General features: G+C 72.2%; 15 protein-coding genes and 1 tRNA gene. 10 read left to right on the top strand and 6 right to left on the bottom strand.

Annotation, left to right across the window (positions count from 1 at the left end; all coding sequences use genetic code 11):
- The first annotated feature begins 11 nt into the window (after nt 1-11).
- Together BEP24_RS01680 and BEP24_RS01675 are read left to right on the top strand one after the other, a co-directional pair.
- A tRNA-Met gene (locus tag BEP24_RS01680) sits at nt 12-88 on the top strand.
- A gap of 224 nt (nt 89-312) precedes the next feature.
- Entirely contained in the window at nt 313-1,215 is a 903-nt protein-coding gene (locus BEP24_RS01675; protein ID WP_065959753.1) for a nitrilase-related carbon-nitrogen hydrolase, read from the top strand.
- Nucleotides 1,216-1,355: 140 nt separating this feature from the next.
- Here BEP24_RS01675 and BEP24_RS01670 read toward each other — a convergent pair whose 3' ends face one another.
- Nucleotides 1,356-2,558 carry an aminotransferase class I/II-fold pyridoxal phosphate-dependent enzyme gene (locus BEP24_RS01670; RefSeq protein ID WP_065959622.1) on the bottom strand — a complete coding sequence of 401 codons (1,203 nt, stop codon included), beginning with the start codon at nt 2,556-2,558 and terminating at the stop codon, nt 1,356-1,358.
- Nucleotides 2,559-2,759: 201 nt separating this feature from the next.
- Here BEP24_RS01670 and BEP24_RS01665 point away from each other — a divergent pair, with 201 nt between their 5' ends.
- From BEP24_RS01665 to BEP24_RS01645, 5 genes are all read left to right on the top strand, one after another.
- Nucleotides 2,760-4,838 carry a trypsin-like peptidase domain-containing protein gene (locus BEP24_RS01665; protein WP_065959619.1) on the top strand — a complete coding sequence of 693 codons (2,079 nt, stop codon included), beginning with the start codon at nt 2,760-2,762 and terminating at the stop codon, nt 4,836-4,838.
- A gap of 177 nt (nt 4,839-5,015) precedes the next feature.
- Complete coding sequence (locus BEP24_RS01660; protein ID WP_065959751.1) at nt 5,016-6,059, top strand: glycosyltransferase family 2 protein; 1,044 nt, start codon at nt 5,016-5,018, stop codon at nt 6,057-6,059.
- A 7-nt stretch (nt 6,060-6,066) separates the two neighbouring features.
- Complete coding sequence (locus tag BEP24_RS01655; RefSeq protein WP_065959616.1) at nt 6,067-6,885, top strand: CDP-alcohol phosphatidyltransferase family protein; 819 nt, start codon at nt 6,067-6,069, stop codon at nt 6,883-6,885.
- Nucleotides 6,882-7,790 (top strand): glycosyltransferase, encoded by a 909-nt coding sequence (locus tag BEP24_RS01650; protein WP_065959614.1) that lies wholly within the window; start codon nt 6,882-6,884, stop codon nt 7,788-7,790. Before BEP24_RS01655 ends, BEP24_RS01650 begins: the two co-directional genes overlap by 4 nt.
- A 213-nt stretch (nt 7,791-8,003) precedes the next feature.
- Nucleotides 8,004-9,236, top strand: a complete 1,233-nt coding sequence (locus tag BEP24_RS01645) for a CDP-glycerol glycerophosphotransferase family protein (protein WP_065959749.1) — start codon at nt 8,004-8,006, stop codon at nt 9,234-9,236.
- Between the two features lie 19 nt (nt 9,237-9,255).
- On the opposite strand, the gene BEP24_RS01640 is transcribed toward BEP24_RS01645, so the two are convergent.
- The 4 genes from BEP24_RS01640 to BEP24_RS01625 all read right to left on the bottom strand — a co-directional run bounded on the left by BEP24_RS01640 (nt 9,256) and on the right by BEP24_RS01625 (nt 11,998).
- On the bottom strand, nt 9,256-9,558 hold the full coding sequence (locus tag BEP24_RS01640) for a hypothetical protein (RefSeq protein WP_065959612.1): 303 nt from the start codon (nt 9,556-9,558) through the stop codon (nt 9,256-9,258).
- A 108-nt stretch (nt 9,559-9,666) separates the two neighbouring features.
- Nucleotides 9,667-10,437, bottom strand: coding sequence for an ABC transporter ATP-binding protein (locus BEP24_RS01635; protein ID WP_065959611.1), 771 nt, complete (start codon nt 10,435-10,437; stop codon nt 9,667-9,669).
- Nucleotides 10,437-11,261 (bottom strand): ABC transporter permease, encoded by an 825-nt coding sequence (locus BEP24_RS01630; protein WP_083229982.1) that lies wholly within the window; start codon nt 11,259-11,261, stop codon nt 10,437-10,439. Before BEP24_RS01630 ends, BEP24_RS01635 begins: the two co-directional genes overlap by 1 nt.
- 41 nt (nt 11,262-11,302) lie before the next feature.
- Nucleotides 11,303-11,998: a phosphocholine cytidylyltransferase family protein gene (locus tag BEP24_RS01625; RefSeq protein ID WP_065959610.1), complete on the bottom strand. Its 696-nt coding sequence runs from the start codon at nt 11,996-11,998 to the stop codon at nt 11,303-11,305.
- A 300-nt stretch (nt 11,999-12,298) separates the two neighbouring features.
- Between BEP24_RS01625 and BEP24_RS01620 the strand changes: the two genes are divergently transcribed.
- The 3 genes from BEP24_RS01620 to BEP24_RS01610 all read left to right on the top strand — a co-directional run bounded on the left by BEP24_RS01620 (nt 12,299) and on the right by BEP24_RS01610 (nt 15,676).
- Nucleotides 12,299-13,558, top strand: coding sequence for an ATP-binding cassette domain-containing protein (locus BEP24_RS01620; RefSeq protein ID WP_253181529.1), 1,260 nt, complete (start codon nt 12,299-12,301; stop codon nt 13,556-13,558).
- Entirely contained in the window at nt 13,534-15,105 is a 1,572-nt protein-coding gene (locus tag BEP24_RS01615) for a hypothetical protein (RefSeq protein ID WP_065959609.1), read from the top strand. Before BEP24_RS01620 ends, BEP24_RS01615 begins: the two co-directional genes overlap by 25 nt.
- 310 nt (nt 15,106-15,415) lie before the next feature.
- Complete coding sequence (locus BEP24_RS01610) at nt 15,416-15,676, top strand: DUF3039 domain-containing protein (RefSeq protein WP_111228526.1); 261 nt, start codon at nt 15,416-15,418, stop codon at nt 15,674-15,676.
- Nucleotides 15,677-15,698: 22 nt separating this feature from the next.
- Here BEP24_RS01610 and BEP24_RS01605 read toward each other — a convergent pair whose 3' ends face one another.
- Entirely contained in the window at nt 15,699-16,988 is a 1,290-nt protein-coding gene (locus BEP24_RS01605) for a nicotinate phosphoribosyltransferase (protein ID WP_083229981.1), read from the bottom strand.
- Nucleotides 16,989-17,671 lie beyond the last annotated feature (683 nt).

Genomic DNA, 17,671 nt, shown 5'->3' with positions numbered 1-17,671 from the left:
GTTCAACGTGCCGCGGGGTGGAGCAGTTCGGTAGCTCGCTGGGCTCATAACCCAGAGGTCGTAGGTTCAAATCCTGCCCCCGCAACCAAGCGTCACATGAAGGCCCCGGTCCAGTCGGACCGGGGCCTTCGTCGTTCTCCGGTCCCGTCCGGTCGGCCTCGGGTCGTGTCGGGACCCGGCTGGCTCCGGCTCTGGTTCGGGCTGCGGTTCGGGTTCGGGTTGGGGCTGCGGTTCGGGTTCGGGTTCGGGTTCGGGCTGCGGCTGCGGCTGCGGCTCGGGTTCGGCATCGGTGGGGGTCGCTACGCTCGGCGGATGGCAACCCTGACGATCGCCGCCGCGCAGTTCGCCCCGGTCGACGACCCGGTAGCGAACCTCGCGACCGTCCGTACCGCCGCCGAGGACGCCGCTGCCCGCGGCGCGGACCTGCTGGTCACGCCCGAGTACACGTCGTACTTCACGGCGGAGATCGACGACCGGTTCGTGGCGAGCGCGGAGCCGCTCGACGGTCCGTTCGTGTCCGGCCTGCGGGAGATCGCCCGGACGACGGGCATCGCGCTCGTGGTCGGTGTGGCAGAGGCCGTCGGTTCTGCCGACGACCCGACCGGGGTCGGGGGCACCGAGGCCGACGCGGACACGTCCGCGATCGGGCTCGCGGACGTGAACGGGCTCGCGGTGGCCCGGCGGTTCCGGAACACGCTCGTCGCCGTGCTGCCGGACGGGTCGGTCGCCGCGGTCTACCGGAAGGTGCACCTGTACGACGCGTTCGGCTCGCGGGAGTCGGACCGGATCGAGGCCGGGGACACCGACCAGCTGCCCGTCTTCACGATCGCAGGCGTGCGGGTCGGCCTCGAGACCTGCTACGACCTGCGCTTCCCCGAGGTCACGCGCCGCCTGGCCGCCGAGGAGTCCGGCGCTGCGGACGTCGTCCTCGTGCCCGCCGAGTGGGTGCGCGGCCCCGGCAAGGAGCACCACTGGCGCACACTGCTCACCGCCCGCGCAGTCGAGAACACCGTCTGGGTCGTCGGCGTCGGGCAGACGCCTCCCGTCGGCATCGGCGGCTCGGTGGTGCTCGACCCGTCCGGGGTCGCGGTGGCGGCCGCCGGCGCCGTGCCGGGGGTGCTCGTGGCGACCGTCGACACCGCCACGACGGCGTCCGTGCGGGCCGTCAACCCGTCACTCGGACTCCGCCGCTACGACGTGGTGCCGCGGGGTTGAGGGCCGCCTGCTGACGCCCGCTGGCCGCTGCCCGCTGCTGACTGACCTCAGGCCGTAGGCCGCTGGCTGTTGAACGCGGGCGGCTGTCGGCTGCCCGTTGCCGACTGCCCGCAGGCCGCAGGCCGTAGGCCGCTGCCTGTTCAGCGGGCGGCGGCGAGGGCCCCGAGCCGGGCGACGGCCTCGTCGAGCACACTGCGGCGCTTGCAGAAGGCGAACCGGACGAGGGACCGGTACCCCGCTGCGTGGTCCGGCCGGACGAACGCGGACACCGGCACGCCGACGACCCCGGCGAGCTCGGGTAGGCGCAGACACAGCTCGCGGGCATCGGTGAACCCGAGCGGTGCGGCGTCGGCGAGGACGAAGTACCCGCCGTCGGGCTCGAGCACCTCGAAACCGGCCGCGCGCAGGCCGCCGGCGAGCAGCTGGTGCTTCGCGGCGAGCTCGGCGGCGATGCCGGCGAAGACCGCGTCGGGCAGCCGGAGCCCCGTCGCGACCGCGGGTTGGAACGGGGCGCCGTTGACGAAGGTCAGGTACTGCTTGACCGAGACGATCGCCTCGACGAGGTCGGCCGGTGCCGTCAACCACCCGATCTTCCACCCGGTGGTGTTGAACGTCTTGCCCGCACTCGAGATCGACACCGTGCGCTCGGCTGCTCCGGGCAGCGTCGCGATCGGCAGGTGCGGGACCCGGAAGGTCAGGTGCTCGTACACCTCGTCCGTGATGACGACCGCGTCGTGCCGGGTCGCGAGGTCGACCACGGTCTGCAGGACCTCGCGGGGGAGCACCCGCCCGGTCGGGTTGTGCGGCGTGTTCACGAGCACCGCACGGGTGCGGTCGGAGAAGGCGGCGCGGAGGGCGGTCTCGTCGGGCAGGAAGTCCGGTGCGGTCAGCGGAACGGTGACGTGCGTGCCGCCGGCGAGTCGGATGAGCGCGCCGTACGCGTCGTAGAAGGGCTCGAAGGTGACGACCTCGTCGCCGGGCTCGACGAACGCGAGGAGCGTCGCGGCGAGTGCCTCGGTCGCACCGGCGGTGACGAGCACCTGCCGGTCGGGGTCGACCTCGAGCCCGTACCACCGCTCCTGGTGCTCGGCGACGGCCTGGCGGAGGTCCGGGGTACCGCGCCCGGGCGGGTACTGGTTCGCGCCTCGGCGGATGGCGTCGACGGCGGCGTCGAGGACCTCACGGGGACCGTCCTCGTCCGGGAAGCCCTGCCCGAGGTTGATCGCGCCGGTCGCCGCTGCGAGGGCGCTCATCTCGGCGAAGACGGTCGGCGCGGGGACGCCGTCGGGTCCGAGCAGCATCGCGCCCTCCGCCGCGCGCAGCCAGGGTCCGGTCCGGTCCATGCGGTCGCCTCCGTCGCGCTCGTGTCCCCGCTGCCCGACGGGCCGCCGCGGTCGACGCCCTCACGCTAACGGACCTCGGACAACCCCCGGCGTTCATCCACAGCCCACGCATAAGATCGCCATAGGGGGCTCGCAGCGCCAGCAGGAGCACCGCTCAGGTGGGTCCGGAAGACTGCACGAGCTTGAAAGGAGCACGTCAGCATGAGCGACACCACGCCACACGGCCGCGGCGACGACGACCGTCCCGAGGACACCACCCGCCCGGCCGCTGCCGAGGACGCCACGCAGGGAACCTCCGGCGAGGACACGACGACGCAGCGCGACTCCGCACAGCCCGACGACAGCCGGTACGAGGGCGCCCGCACGGGTGATGCCCTCGACGCCGACCGCACCGACGTCATCAGCCACGGTCGTGCGGACGAGACCGACGTGATCCCGACGCCCGCGGACCACCCGACCGCGCAGTACACGGCGCCCTACCCCGGCGTCGGCGACTCCGGTGCGTCGGGCGGCTACGGCCAGCACACGACGCCGTACGACCGGTCGGCCCAGCAGGGCCAGGGCGACCAGACCAGCCAGTACGGCCAGACGAGCCAGTACGGCCAGACCAGCCAGTACGGCCAGACGAGCGAGTACGGCCAGACGAGCCAGTACGGCGACGACCAGACCGGCCGGTACGGCCAGACCCAGCAGGGTCAGGCGGGGCAGGACCAGTACGGACAGAGCCAGTACGGCCAGGGCCAGTACGGGCAGCAGGACCAGTACGGCCAGGCCCAGTACGGCCAGCAGAGCCAGTACGGCCAGCAGGGTCAGTACGGGCAGAGCCAGTACGGCCAGGGCCAGACCGGCCAGTACGGCCAGGCCCAGCAGCAGCCCCGCTACGGCGAGTACGCAGCGGCCGGCTCGGCCCACGGCGCCCCGCAGTCGGCGGCGTCGTACCCCGGCTCCGCGCAGGCCCCCACCTCGGCCACGAGCGCCTTCGGCGACGTCGACGGCTCGAACGACCGCAACGGCCACTACTTCAGCGGCGCGACCGCCGGTGCCGCCGCGGGCTCCGGTGCCGCGACCAAGCGCCGTGACGGCCGCAGCAAGCTCGTGCTGCCCGTGGTCGCCGGACTCGTGCTCGCCGGCCTCGTCGGCGGCGGCGCCGGGTGGGCAGCGGGCTCCGCCCAGAACGGCGGCGGGACCGTGATCGGTTCCAGCGCGTCGCAGAACGGCGGCAACCTCACCGTCAACGACTACAACAACGCCACGGTCGTCACCGCGGTCGCGGCGCAGGCCACGCCCTCGGTCGTCACGATCAACGTGTCCTCGGGCTCCGAGGGCGGCACCGGCTCGGGCGTCGTGTTCAGCAAGGACGGCTACATCGTCACGAACACCCACGTCGTGACGCTCGACGGCGACAGCAGCAACGGCACCATCACGGTGACGACGTCGGACGGCAAGATCTACCCGGCGAAGCTCGTCGGCACCGACCCGACCGTCGACCTCGCCGTCATCAAGATCGACGCGACCGACATGAAGCCGATCACCTTCGCGGACTCCTCCGAGCTCAACGTGGGGGACACCGCGGTCGCGATCGGGGCCCCGCTCGGTCTGTCGAACACCGTCACCGACGGCATCGTCTCGACGCTCAACCGCAGCATCCAGGTCACCTCGAGCGCCCCCAGCAAGGGCGGCGACTCGAACGAGGGCGGCAACGGCAACGGCGGCCCGTTCGACTTCTGGGGCAACGGCGACAACGGCAGCAGCTCCTCGTCGAACACGACGGTGTCGCTGCCGGTCATCCAGACCGACGCGTCGATCAACCCGGGCAACTCGGGCGGTGCGCTGCTCGACTCCAAGGGCAAGCTCATCGGCATCAACGTCGCGATCGCGAGCGCCGGCAGCTCGTCCTCGTCCGAGGGACAGTCCGGCAGCATCGGCGTCGGCTTCTCGATCCCGTCGAACCTGGTCCAGCGCGTGGCGCAGGAGATCCGTGAGAACGGCTCCGCGACGCACGGGCTGCTCGGCGCCACCGTCGGCGACGCCGCCGAGGACACCAGCGCCCGCCAGATGGGTGCGCTGATCAAGTCGGTGTCGTCCGGCGGAGCAGCGGCCGGGGCCGGCCTGCAGAAGGGCGACGTCGTCACGAAGATCGGGTCGGCGACCGTCTCCGACGCAACCGACCTGACGGCGCAGGTCCGGTTCTTCGCGGGTGGCGCGAAGACGACGATCACCTACATCCGCAACGGCGAGACGAAGCAGACGGACGTCACGCTCGGCACCTACAAGGGCTGACGCAGGACGGGACGGACGGGAGGCGCGGTGCCAGCTGGCACCGCGCCTCCCGTCCGTCCGTGCCTCCCACGCGCGTGACGCAGGGGGCGTCGCTCGCCCTTGATAGGCTCGGGGTCGCTCTGCGGGGCGGCGCCGACCGCGGTGCGCTCCGCGCACCGCCCCGACCTCGAGGTACGCATGCACACTGACGGACAGCCCCTGCCGGGGGTCTCCTACGTGATGCCGGTGCTCAACGAGGTGACCGAGGTCCGCGCGGCCGTCGGGAGTCTGCTGGCGCAGGACTACGACGGGCCGTTCGAGGTGCTCCTCGCCCTCGGGCCGTCGATCGACGGGACGAACGAGCTCGTCGCCGAGATGAGTGCGGCCGACCCGCGCATCCGGGCGATCGACAACCCGGTCGGCTCGACGCCGGCCGGCCTCAACGTCGCCATCCGCGCCTCCGTGCACCCCGTGGTCATCCGCGTCGACGCCCACTCCGTGCTGCCCGTCGACTACACGCGGGTCGCGGTGCGGGTCCTGCTCGAGTCGGGTGCGGACAACGTCGGCGGCATCATGCGTGCCGAGGGGCGCACGCCCTTCGAGCGGGCCGTCGCGCACGCGTACGGCAGCCGGGTGGGCCTCGGGGGGACGCCGCACCACGTCGGCGGCAAGGCCGGACCGGCGGAGACCGCGTACCTCGGGGTGTTCCGCCGCGAGCGCCTGTTCGAGGTCGGGCTCTTCGACGAGGGCATCAAGCGCGGCCAGGACTGGGAGCTCAACCGGCGCCTGCGACAGACCGGCGGGACCGTGTGGTTCACGCCGGAGCTCGTCGTCACGTACCGCCCCCGCCCGAGCCTGCGTCGACTCGTGCGGCAGTTCGTCGCGACCGGTCTGTGGCGTGGCGAGCTCGCCCGGCGGTTCCCGGCGAACAACGGGCTCCGGTACTTCGCACCGCCCGCGATGGTCGTCGCGATGGCGCTCGGGCTCGTCGCGGGGATCGTCGGCGTCGTCGGCGCCGCGCTCGGTTCGCCGGTCGCCTGGGCGATGGTCGGGTTCGTCGTGCCGGCGGTGTACCTCGTGTTCGTCCTCCTCGGCTCGGTCGTGGTCGCACGGCGGTCGGGCCTGCGCACGCTCCTCTGGCTCCTCGTGGTGCTGCCCTGCATCCACGTCGGCTGGGGTGTCGGCTTCATCATCGGGTTCCTGACCCGGACCTCAGAACTGACCACCCACACGGGACGGTGACCAGCACGTGACCCACGACACCACTGGCCGCGGCGACGCACGCCCCGGCTCCATCGCGGAACTCCGCGCCGTCGCACAGCCGGACGAGGTCCGGTCGCGCGCGAACGCCGAGCACTGGACCGCGTCGCTCTACCTGCGGGACGTCTCGCCGTACCTGACGTGGGTGCTGCTGAAGACCCGCGTCAGCGCGAACCAGGTCACCGGGCTCATGATCCTCGTCGGTTGGAGCGTCGCCGCGGCACTGCTCATCCCGGGGATCTGGGGTGCGGCGCTCGCGCTCGTCCTCGGCCAGCTGCAGATGCTCGTCGACTGCTCCGACGGCGAGGTCGCCCGGTGGCGCGGCACCCGCTCGCCCGCCGGCGTGTTCCTCGACAAGGTCGGGCACTACACGACCGAGGGGCTCATCCCGATCGCGCTCGGCGTCCGCGCAGCCACCCTCCCGGTGCACGGGGGCGAGTGGATGTGGACGACGATCGGCTGCGCACTCGGGCTCGTCATCGTGCTGAACAAGGCGCTCAACGACATGGTGCACGTCGCGCGGGCGAACGCCGGGCTCGAGAAGCTCGTCGACCGTCGGGACGCCGGGACGGTGCCGTCCGGCCGACGGCTGGCGACCCTGCGGCGCGCGGCGCGGTTCCTGCCGTTCCACCGCCTGTACCACTCGGTCGAGCTCTCCATGCTGGCGTTCGTCTTCGCCGTCGTCGGCATCGTGGTGGGCCACCCGCTGGTCGACCGCGTGCTCGTCGGCGCGCTGCTCCCGCTCGCCGTGCTCGCCACCGCAGGGCACTTCCTGGCGATCATGGCGTCGAAGCGGGTCCGGGCGTGAGCGGCAGCACCCTCCGCCGGCACGCCGTACCCCACCGGGCGCGGCCACGGATCGCGGTCGTCGTCCTGACGCAGGGCACTCGGCCCGACGACCTCCGCCGCGGCATCGAGAGCGTGCTCGCCCAGCGCGACGTCGACCTCGACGTGGTGTGCGTCGGCAACGGGTGGGAGCCGACAGGTCTGCCCGAGGGAGTCCGGGCACTCGCGCTGCCCGAGAACCTCGGGATCCCAGCCGGTCGCAACGCCGGCGCGGAGGTCGTCGACGGCGACCACGTGTTCTTCCTGGACGACGACGCGTCCGTGCCGTCCGATACCTTCCTGCGGGACGCCGTCGCGCTGTTCGAGCGGGACCCGTCGCTCGGCCTCGTGCAGCCCCGGGTCGTGGACCCGGCCGGCGCAGCGAACCCCCGTCGCTGGGTGCCGCGGATCCGGAAGGGCGACCCGGCTGCGTCGTCGCAGGTGTTCTCGGTGTGGGAGGGGGCCGTCGTCCTGCCGATGGACGTCTACCGCGCCGTCGGCGGCTGGGGAGCCGAGTACTTCTACGCCCACGAGGGCATCGAGCTCGCCTGGCGTGTGTGGGACGCCGGACGGCGGGCCTGGTACTCGGGGGAGCTCGTGGCGCACCACCCGGCGATCGACCCGGCGCGGCACGCCGAGTACTACCGGCTGAACGCCCGGAACCGGGTCTGGCTCGCACGGCGGAACCTGCCCGGGCTGCTGCAGCCCGTGTACGTGGCGTCCTGGGCAGCGATCCAGGTCGCTCGGTGGTGGCGTCACCCGGCTCGTCTGCGCACGTGGTTCGCCGGTGTGCGCGAGGGCTGGGCCCACGACTGCGGTCCTGCGCGCAGGATGGGGTGGCTGACGGTCGGACGCATGACGCTGGCGGGGAGGCCGCCGGTCGTCTGAGCAGGCACGTCCGGGTCGGTGTCCGCCCCGGTGGTCACGTTGCTCGGTCCGTCCCGCTCGTCCCGCTCGTCCCAACCGTTCCGTCCGTACTGTCCGTTCTGCTCGTTCCGTCCGTTCCGTCCGTTCCGTCTGGCCCGCTGGTCCCACTCGTTCCGTCAGTCCTGCTCGTTCCGCTCGTTCCGTCCGTCCCGCTCGCACCCGGAGGTGCCCCCGATGCCGATCATCCGCGACGCCCAGACCGCCGTGCGGCTGGCCCGACGTCTGCTGCGCTCGAGGCAGAGTCGCCGTGACCTGGCCCGACGTCTCCCCGGACACCCGCCGCTCGCCCCCGGTTCGGTCGAGGTGGCGGTGTACTTCGCGGACGCGCCGGTGAACATGTACCAGATACGGCAGTGGTACGCCCCGCTCGCCGAACTCGCGGCCGAGCACCCCGTCGCGATCGTCTCCCGGAACCCGGGCACCATGCTCGCGCTGCTCGACGAGGCACCGGTGCCCGTGGTCTACGCCCGCCAGGTCGTCGACCTCGAGCGGTTCGTCGACGAGCAGGCGCCGAAGATCGTGCTGTACGTCAACCAGAACGCCCGCAACTTCCAGATGATGCGGTACGGGCGCATGTGGCACGTCTTCGTCAACCACGGCGAGAGCGACAAGATGTACATGACCACGAACCAGTTCAAGGCCTACGACTACGCGCTCATCGCCGGCGACGCAGCCCGCGACCGGCTCTCCGACGCGCTGTGGGACTACGACCTCGACGCGCGCACGATCGCGATCGGACGGCCCCAGGCCGACCACTTCGCCGGAGCGGTTCCCTACCCGGAGGACGACCGCATCGTCGTCCTGTACGCGCCGACCTGGGAGGGGGACCGCCCGGCTGCGGCCTACGGGTCGATCGCATCCCACGGCGTCACCCTCGCCGAACGCCTGCTCGCCTCGCCGCGTCACCGACTCGTCTACCGTCCCCACCCGCGCCGCGGGGTGCTCGACCCGGCCTACCGGGCAGCACACGAGCGCATCGTCGCCGCGATCGCCGCGGCCAACGCCGCGGACCCGTCCGCGCAGCACGTGCACGACGACGGTCCGGAGCTCGGCTGGCAGCTCGCCGACGCCGACGTCGCCATCACCGACATCAGCGCGATGATCTACGACCGGCTCGCCGTGGGCAAGCCGCTGATCGTCACGCGGCCGGTGGCCGGCGAGGCCGACGTCGACGAGCGTGGGTACCTGGCCGACGCGAACTGGTTGACCGCCGCCGACGCCGTGGACGTCGTCGCACGGGTGGATGCCGCGGCCCACGACGACGCCGAGCTCGCGAAGCTCCGACACTGGGTCGACCGCTACTTCGGGGACACCACCCCGGGCGCTGCCACCGCGCGGCTGCACGCTGCGATCGACCGACTGGTGGCGCGGTGGCACGAGGTGGCGGCGGAGCGCGGCGAGCGCTGACGCCACACGGCCCACCCGGTCACGCAGCACAGCGGCCACCGACCAGGGACATCCGCCACAGGTACTCGGAGCGGTCGGGCCGACGCCACCGGACGACGACGACCCCGGTGTCCTCGGGATCGGCGCCGAACACGGCGAGCGTGAGGCTCCGGCCGGGGTCGAGCCGGTTGACCGCGAGCGGGGGCGCGTAGCCGTTGCCGAGGTGCGTCAGCGACAGGGCGTGGACCGGCTCGGAGCCGGTGTTGACCAGCTCGTAGCGCCGTGGCGCGTGCGAGCGGTCGACCGTGAACGGGACTGCGTAGGCGGTACTCGGGTGCTGCATGTCCCCGACGCTAGGAACCCCCACCGACGTCCGCCCGACGCCGAGACCCGTCGAGGACCCACCCTGTGCACAGCCCTCCACCACCAGCCCCTGTGGAGGAACGACGGGTCAGTTCCCGTAGTCGGATGCGTAGCGGGCGAGGGCGGCCTCGATGGTGTCGTCGAGCTGCAGACGACCCTTGTCGAGGTACAGGCCGCGGTCGCAGAACCGCCGGAGGTCCTTGTCGCTGTGCGAGACGAAGAAGAGCGTCCGTCCGCCGGCGAGCAGCTCCTCGATGCGCTTGTAGCACTTCTCGCGGAACGCCTTGTCGCCGACCGCGAGCACCTCGTCCACCAGGATGACGGGCTCGTCGAGCCGGGAGATCACCGCGAAGGCGATCCGCACCTTCATGCCGCTCGACAGGTGCTTGTACGGGGTGTCCACGAAGTCGCCGATCTCGGCGAACTCGATGATCTCGTCGAAGGCGTCGCGGATCTCGGCCCGCGTCATCCCGTGCAGGCCCGCCGTGAGGTAGACGTTGTCGCGCACCGAGAGGTCCCCGACGAAGCCGCCCGTGATCTCGATGAGCGGGGCCACACCGGCGCGGACCTGCACGCGTCCCTCGTCGGGGAGCATCACCTGCGCGACGAGCTTGAGGAGGGTCGACTTGCCCTGGCCGTTGCGGCCGACGACCCCGATCGCCTCGCCGGGGCGCACGTCGAACGAGACGTTCCGCAGCGCCCAGAACTCGTCGGCCCGCTTGCGACGCGATCGCCCGGCGAACAGGTCCTTGAAGTTCCGGCTCGCCCGGCGGTTGCGCTTGAACCGGATGCCGGCGTCGCGCACCGAGATGACGGGCGCGGTCGTGCTCGTTCGGGTGCTGCTGTCCGTTGCGGTCATCAGAGCTCCTTGAGGACGCGGTGTTCGCTGCGCCGGAAGACGACGAGCCCGATGCCGAGGACCACCACGGTGACGACGACGGAGACGAGCACCTCGAACCAGTCCAGCTGGCCGGGGAAGAAGGCCGACCGGTAGATCCCGAAGATCCCGCTGAGCGGGTTCAGTGCGGCGACGTCGTGCAGGGTGCGGGGGAGTGCCTGCGTGCCGTAGATGATCGGCGATGCGTAGAACAGGAACCGCAGCACGAGCTTGACCGCACGCTCCAGGTCGCGGAAGAACACGACCAGCGGCGCGACGATGAGCCCGAGCCCGTAGACGAGCCCGCACTGCAGCACGATGGCCAGTGGGTAGAGCAGGACCTCCCAGTGCACGCGGGCCCCGGTGGCCAGGACGAACACGGCCAGCACCGGCAGGCTCAGCAGGAACTCGATGCCCTTCGATGCGACGACGCGGGCCACCCAGATGCTGCGGGGGATCGTCGTCGAGCGGATGAGCTTCGACTCCTTGATGAACGCCCGCGTCGAGTCCGACACCGATCCCGTGAACCACATCCACGGCAGGAGCGCCGAGAGGAGGAAGACGATGTACGGTTCCTCACCCACCGACCCGCGGTGGAACACCTGCGTGAAGACGAACCAGTAGATGGCCGACATCACGAGCGGGTCGAGGATCGACCAGACGTAGCCGAGTGCGGACGTCGAGTACCGGACACGCAGGTCGCGGACGGTCAGGAGCCACAGGGCGTGGCGGTAACGACGAACCGCGCCCCTCGACGCTGCCGGAGCTGCGGTCGTGGGCGCGGTCGGCGCACTCGCTGTGGTCACGGTTTCCCTCCGGGCGGAACTGCCGAGGGGATCCGGTCTGGTCAGGCGAACAGGTTGTTCGCGCGCTCGAGGTCCTCGGCGAAGTCGATCTCGACCGCGTACAGGTCGGAGATGTCGACGGGCGACCAGCGTAGCCCGTCCTCGGCGATGGCTGCCTCGATGCCACCCTCGAAGTACTCCTGGTCGTCGACGCGACCGAGCTGGCGGATGAGCGCCTGCTTGTCGTGGGACGAGACGTAGTTGATGCCCACGGCCTCGCCGAGACCACCGACGACGCGCTTCGACAGCTTGTCGATGAAGCCCTCGGCGCCCACCGTGTACTTGACCTCCTCGTCGGAGACCTTCTCGGTGTTGACGCTGACGAAGGAGCGGTCCTGGTCCATCATGTCCGCCGCACGGACGAGTGCCCACGGGTCGAACACGACATCACCGTTCATCCAGAGGACGCCGCCCTTGCCGGTCGCCTTCAGCGCACGGAGCAGGCTCTTCGAGGTGTTCGTGGAGTCGTAGGACTCGTTGTAGACGAAGTTCGCCTCGGGGAAGGCCTCGACGATGTACTCCGACTTGTAGCCGACGACGATCGTCACGCGTGCGCTCGAGCCGAACGCGGCGCGGATGTTGTCGAACTGCTGCTGCATGATGGTGCGGCCGTCGCTCAGTTCGGTCAGCGGCTTCGGCAGGCTGCGGCCGAGCCGGCTGCCCATCCCCGCTGCGAGGATCACGATCTGCGTGGTCATGCTGGTCCCTTCTGGTGTCCGCCCGGGCGCCGTTGGGCACAGGCGGGCCTCGTCGAGTCTGCTCGCAGAAGGTCTGAGTTGCCCGTGAACGCGCCGGATCCGCGTCGATGCGCAGGCGACGGACGGCCACGGACGGCCCGCCCGAGCAGGTTTCCAAGTGGTGAACACTCCGTCGTGCCCCGGTGAATCCTACGGAACCGGCGGTCGTCGGGGTACGTCCGGGGCGCCTTCGTGTCCGATTCGTGACCCGCCCTCGGGGGCCGTCCTCCGATGTCCGGAACGCGTTGGTACGGTTGGGCGGTGGCCGCAGCTGATGACGACGACGTGTACGTGACGTCCGATGCCGCCTGGCTGACCGAGGCGGACGATCCGGAGACGGACGGCGCCGACGACGACTTGGGGGACGGGGATGCACGAGACGCTCCCGATGGTGACGCGATGACCGACGGTGCGACGGTGACCGTCGCAGGACCGTCGGCGGGCCGCGACGGGTCCGACGTCCCCGCACCGGCAGCCGGCGCGGGTGCGACGGTTGCAGCGACCGCGACGAAGCCGGGCAAGGCGAAGCAGCCCCGGGGCCGCGCCTCCCGGCCCACGCAGACCGCCGCCGCTGACGCCACGTCCGACGGCGCCGCTGCGACCGCCACGGGTGCGAGCGAGGCGTCTGGTGCGAGCCAGGCGTCGGGTGCGAGCCAGGTTTCCGGTGCGAGCCAGGCAGCGGGCGCGGGCAAGAAGAAGCGCGCCCCGAAGCGCCAGCCGGCCGCCCGAGAGACCCCCGCGGCCCAGGCGCCCCAGCTGCAGCCCGTCGTGCTGCGCGCCAGCGGTCTCGTGAAGCGGTACGGCCAGACCGTCGCCGCTGACGAGGTCGACCTCGAGATCCGACAGGGCTCGATCTTCGGCGTCGTCGGCCCCAACGGTGCCGGCAAGACGACGACCCTCTCGATGGTGACGGGACTGCTGCGTCCCGACGCCGGGACCGTCTCGGTGCTCGACCACGACGTGTGGTCGGACCCGGTCGCCGCCAAGCGCGACCTCGGGGTCCTGCCGGACCGACTGCGGCTGTTCGACCGCCTGACCGGCGCGCAGCTGCTGCACTACTCGGCGACCCTCCGGGGCCTCGACGGCGCGACCGCCCGGAAGCGCAGCGACGACCTCGCCGTCGCCTTCGGTCTGGGTGAGGCACTCGGGCGCCAGGTCGCCGACTACTCGGTCGGCATGGCGAAGAAGATCGCCCTCGCCGCCACGCTCATCCACTCGCCGCGGGTGCTCGTCCTCGACGAGCCCTTCGAGTCGGTCGACCCCGTGAGCGCGGCGACCATCACCGACATCCTGCGCCGGTACACCCGGGGCGGCGGCACGGTGGTGCTCTCCAGCCACTCCATGGAACTGGTCCAGCGCACGTGCGACTCCGTGGCCATCATCGTCGGCGGCAAGGTCCTCGCCTCCGGCACGATGGCGCAGGTCCGAGGTCGCAAGAGCCTCGAGGACAAGTTCGTCGAACTCGCGGGCGGCCGCGTCGTGGCAGAGAGCATGGAATGGTTGCACAGCTTCTCCGACTGAGGGTCGACCTGCTCGCGGGCGGTGTCCGCGGCGGAGCCCGGCACGCCGTCCTCGTCGTCGTCGGCAGCCTGCTCGGACTGGTCGCGGCGGTCTTCGTCGCCGGCGAGCTGCTCGAGCTGCGCGGCGCCCCGGTCGAGGTCGCGCGGTCCGTCGCGGTCCCCGTCGGCACGTTCGTCGCGGTGGCCTTCACGGTCGTCCCGCTCGTGCTCGGCGGCACCGACCAGTTCGACCCGCGCCGGTTCACCGTCTTCGGCATCGACCGGCGACGTCTGGCCGTCGGGCTCGGCGTCGCCGGGCTGGTCGGCATCCCGGTGTTGTGCGTCGCGATCGTCGCCGTCGGGCAGGTCGGGACGTGGTCCCGGAACGGCGGCCTCGTCGTGCTCGCGCTCGTCGCCGCCGTGCTCGGCATCGCCACCTGTGCGCTCCTGGCCCGCGTGGGTTCGGCCGTCGGCGCCATGCTGATCGCGCCGCACCGCTCCCGCGACGCCGGATGGCTCGCCGCCCTGGTCGTCGTCGTCCTCGGTCTGCCGGTGGCGTCGCTCCTCCTGCGCACGTCGTGGCTCGACCCGTCGAGCGCCGAGCTCCGGACCGTCGCGGACGTCGCCGGCTGGACCCCGTGGGGTGCGGCCTGGGCCGTCCCGGCCGACATCGCGAGCGGACGCGTGGGCGAGGGCGTCCTCAAGCTCCTGGTCGCCCTCGTCGTCGTCGGTCTGCTCGGCCTCGCCTGGTGGGCGCTCGTCGGTCGTGCACTCGAGACCGTCGACGGCCGTGCGACTGCTCGCCGCTACCAGGGCCTCGGGTGGTTCGCCCGCTTCGGGTCGAGCCCGGTCGGTGCGGTCGCGGCCCGAGCGCTGACGTACTGGGCGCGGGACCCCCGCTACCGGATGTCGTACCTCGTGATCGTGTTCGTGCCGATCGTCGTCCTCCCGCTCGGCGTCGCGGGTGTGCCGTGGCACTGGACGGCCCTCGTGCCGCTGCCGCTGATGGCGCTCATCGCGGGCTTCCTGCCCCACAACGACGTCTCCTACGACAACACGGCGGTCTGGTTGCACGTCGCGTCCGGTGCGCCGGGGTGGAGCGACCGACTCGGCCGACTCGTCCCCGTGCTCGTGGTCGGTGTGCCCGCGGTCGTCGCCGGTGCCGCGGTCTCCGCGAAGCTCTTCGGCGACTGGACGGCGTTCCCGGTGCTCACCGGCGTCGCGGTGGGCGCCCTGCTCGCCGGACTCGGGTTGTCGAGCGTCGTCTCGGTGGCACTGCCGTACCCGACGGTGCGTCCGGGGGACCACCCGTTCCAGCAGCCGCAGGCCGCCGGGACGACGGCCGCCGTCGCGCAGACCACGATGGTCATCGGGATCCTCCTGTCCGTCGTGCCCGCGGCGTGGCTCGGTGTGCTCGCGTTCACGGACGGCCCCGAGCCCTGGGCCGTCCTGACGCTCCTCGTCGGGCTCGGCGTCGGAGCGGTCGTCCTGATCGGCGGCGTCGCCCTGGGCGGACGACTCTTCGACCGGCACGGTCCGGACCTGCTCGCGGCGGCCCAGCGCAACTGAGTGCCGGACGGGAGGCGCGTGGCGACCCCGCACTGCGCCTCCCGTCCGTCGGTCTGTCGGGTCGGGAGGCGCGTGGCGGCCCGGCACCGTGCCTCCTGTCGGCCTGTCGGCCTGTCGGCCTGTCGGCCTGTCGGCCTGTCGGGCGGGAGGCGCGTGGCGGCCCGGAACCGTGCCTCCCGTCCGTGGACGTGACGGCGTCAAGGCGCATCGTGCGTCCGGTCCTTCCTCCACAGCGCCGTGCCCCGCAGGGGCGCTCCACAGCCTCCGCGACGCCGTCGCGGAGGCACCGCCACCGTCGTACCCTGGAGCCATGAGCATGACCGAACCTGGCGGCGGCCTCGACGTGATGGACCGCGAGCTCGAGAAGCTCCTCGAGGAAGAAGCGATCGAGCCCGGCGACCACGAGCGCTTCTCGCACTACGTGAAGAAGGACAAGATCCTGCAGTCCGCGCTGTCGGGCAAGCCCGTCAAGGCGCTCTGCGGCAAGAAGTGGGTACCGGGTCGCGACCCCGAGAAGTTCCCGGTGTGCCCGGACTGCAAGGCCATCTACGAGAAGATGAAGGCCGAGTAGCGCGGACGCACCACCGGGCGGGTCAGATCACCAGGGTCGGGATCGCCGGGTCACCGCGGCCGATGCGTGATGCGTCGGCCGGCAGCTCCGCTTTGGCTCGCTTGTGGTGCGCTCGTGCTGCCTCGACGCCCGCGACGCCGGTGAAGGCCGGGTCGACCTCGCCGTGGTCGACGACCGGGACGAGCAGGGGGCGCTCGTCGGGGCCGACCTGGCCGGTGGTGAGGACGACCTCCGCGGTCGCGACGCCGTTGCGGAGTCGGCGACCGGCTTCCTTGCGACCACCGGTGGACGCCTTGTCCGCGGACTTCTTGGCGACCGGGACCCAGCCCTCGCCGTCGGGCGTCTCGTGGGCGACGAGCTTGAAGACCATGCCGGCCGCGGGGTGGCCCGAGCCCGAGACGACGCTCGTCCCGACGCCGTAGGAGTCCACGGGGGCGGCTCGGAGGGCGGCGATCGTGTACTCGTCGAGGTCGTTCGTCACCGTGATCTTGGTCGCGGGGGCGCCGAGGCGGTCGAGCTGCGCGCGCACCGATGCGACGACCGAGGGCAGGTCGCCGCTGTCGATGCGGACGGCACCGAGCCGACCGTCGGTGAGCCGGACTGCGGTCGCCACGGCGGCCTCGATGTCGTAGGTGTCGACGAGCAGCGTCGTGCCGGTCCCGAGGGCGTCGAGCTGGGAGCGGAAGGCGGCCTCCTCCGAGTCGTGGAGGAGCGTGAAGGCGTGCGCGGCGGTGCCCATCGTGGGGATGCCCCAGGTGCGACCGGCCTCGAGGTTGCTCGTCGCGCCGAAGCCGGCGATGTACGCGGCCCGGGCGGCGGCGACCGCGTTCCACTCGCCGGTGCGGCGTGAGCCCATCTCCGCGAGCGGGCGCCCGTCGGCGGCTGAGACCATGCGTGCCGCCGCCGACGCGATCGCCGAGTCGGCGTTGAACACGCTGAGCGCGAGCGTCTCGAGGACGACCGACTCGGCGAAGGTGCCCTCGATCTGCAGGACCGGCGAGTTCGGGAAGAAGACCTCGCCCTCGCGGTACGCGCGGATGCTGCCGCTGAACCGGTAGTCGGCGAGCCACGCTGCTGTGCCCTCGTCGATCACGCCCCGGTCGCGGAGGAAGCCGATCTCCTCGTCGCCGAACCGGAACTCGGTGAGCGAGGTGAGGAACCGTCCGAGGCCCGCGGCGACGCCGTAGCGACGACCGTCGGGGAGGCGGCGGGTGAAGACCTCGAAGACGCACCGACGGTCGGCCGTGCCGTCCTTCAGGGCGGCGTCCACCATGGTGAGTTCGTACTGGTCCGTGAGGAGCGCGCTGGTCACCCCTCGACCCTACTGACGCGGGGCTGCCCGGGGGCAGATCGTCCCGCAGCCCGGGCTGGTCCCGGCCGCGTGGCGACGGCGCATCACGGCAGCGCGCTCCTACCTGCCCGCGGCCCGTGGCTCCGCGCCCCTGCCGTGCTGCGACCTCGCGAGCGGGCGATGTGTGCAGGGGGTCGGGCGGTCGGCGTGCCGGTTCCGCCCGCTCGTGGCGCGTCCGCACGGGCTACCCCGAGCGGGCGATGTGTGCGCGGCGACGAGTGCGTGAGGTGCGGGAACCGCCCGCTCGCGGTCTGGGGCCGTCAGCGCGGTGCCGAACGGGCGATGTGTGCAGAGGGTCGGGCGGCCGGCGTGCCGGTTCCGCCCGCTCGCGGTCTCGGGTCGTCAGCGCGGTGCCGAGCGGGCGATCTCCGCGGGGTGGCGGGCGAACTGGGGGCGGGAAGCGCCCGCTCGCGGGGTCAGGTGGCGCATGGAACCGGAGGCGCGTGGTGCATCGGGCGGACACGTCCGGCCCGGAGCGGCGCGAGCGGGCGATGTGTGCAGGGCGTCAGGTGGAAGGGGTGCAGGAATCGCCCGTTCGCGGGACCGGGGACAGGGACGGGGAAGGCAGCGGACGGGAGGCACGTGGTTCGTCCTCAGGACCGGTGCGGCCTGGTGCGGGCGCGAGCGGGCGATGTGTGCGGGGC

It is taken from the genome of Curtobacterium sp. UCD-KPL2560 (assembly GCF_001705035.1).
Classification (GTDB): domain Bacteria; phylum Actinomycetota; class Actinomycetes; order Actinomycetales; family Microbacteriaceae; genus Curtobacterium.
The sequence above is the reverse complement of the archived record's forward strand: the minus strand, read 5'-3'. Positions and strand labels throughout refer to the sequence as shown.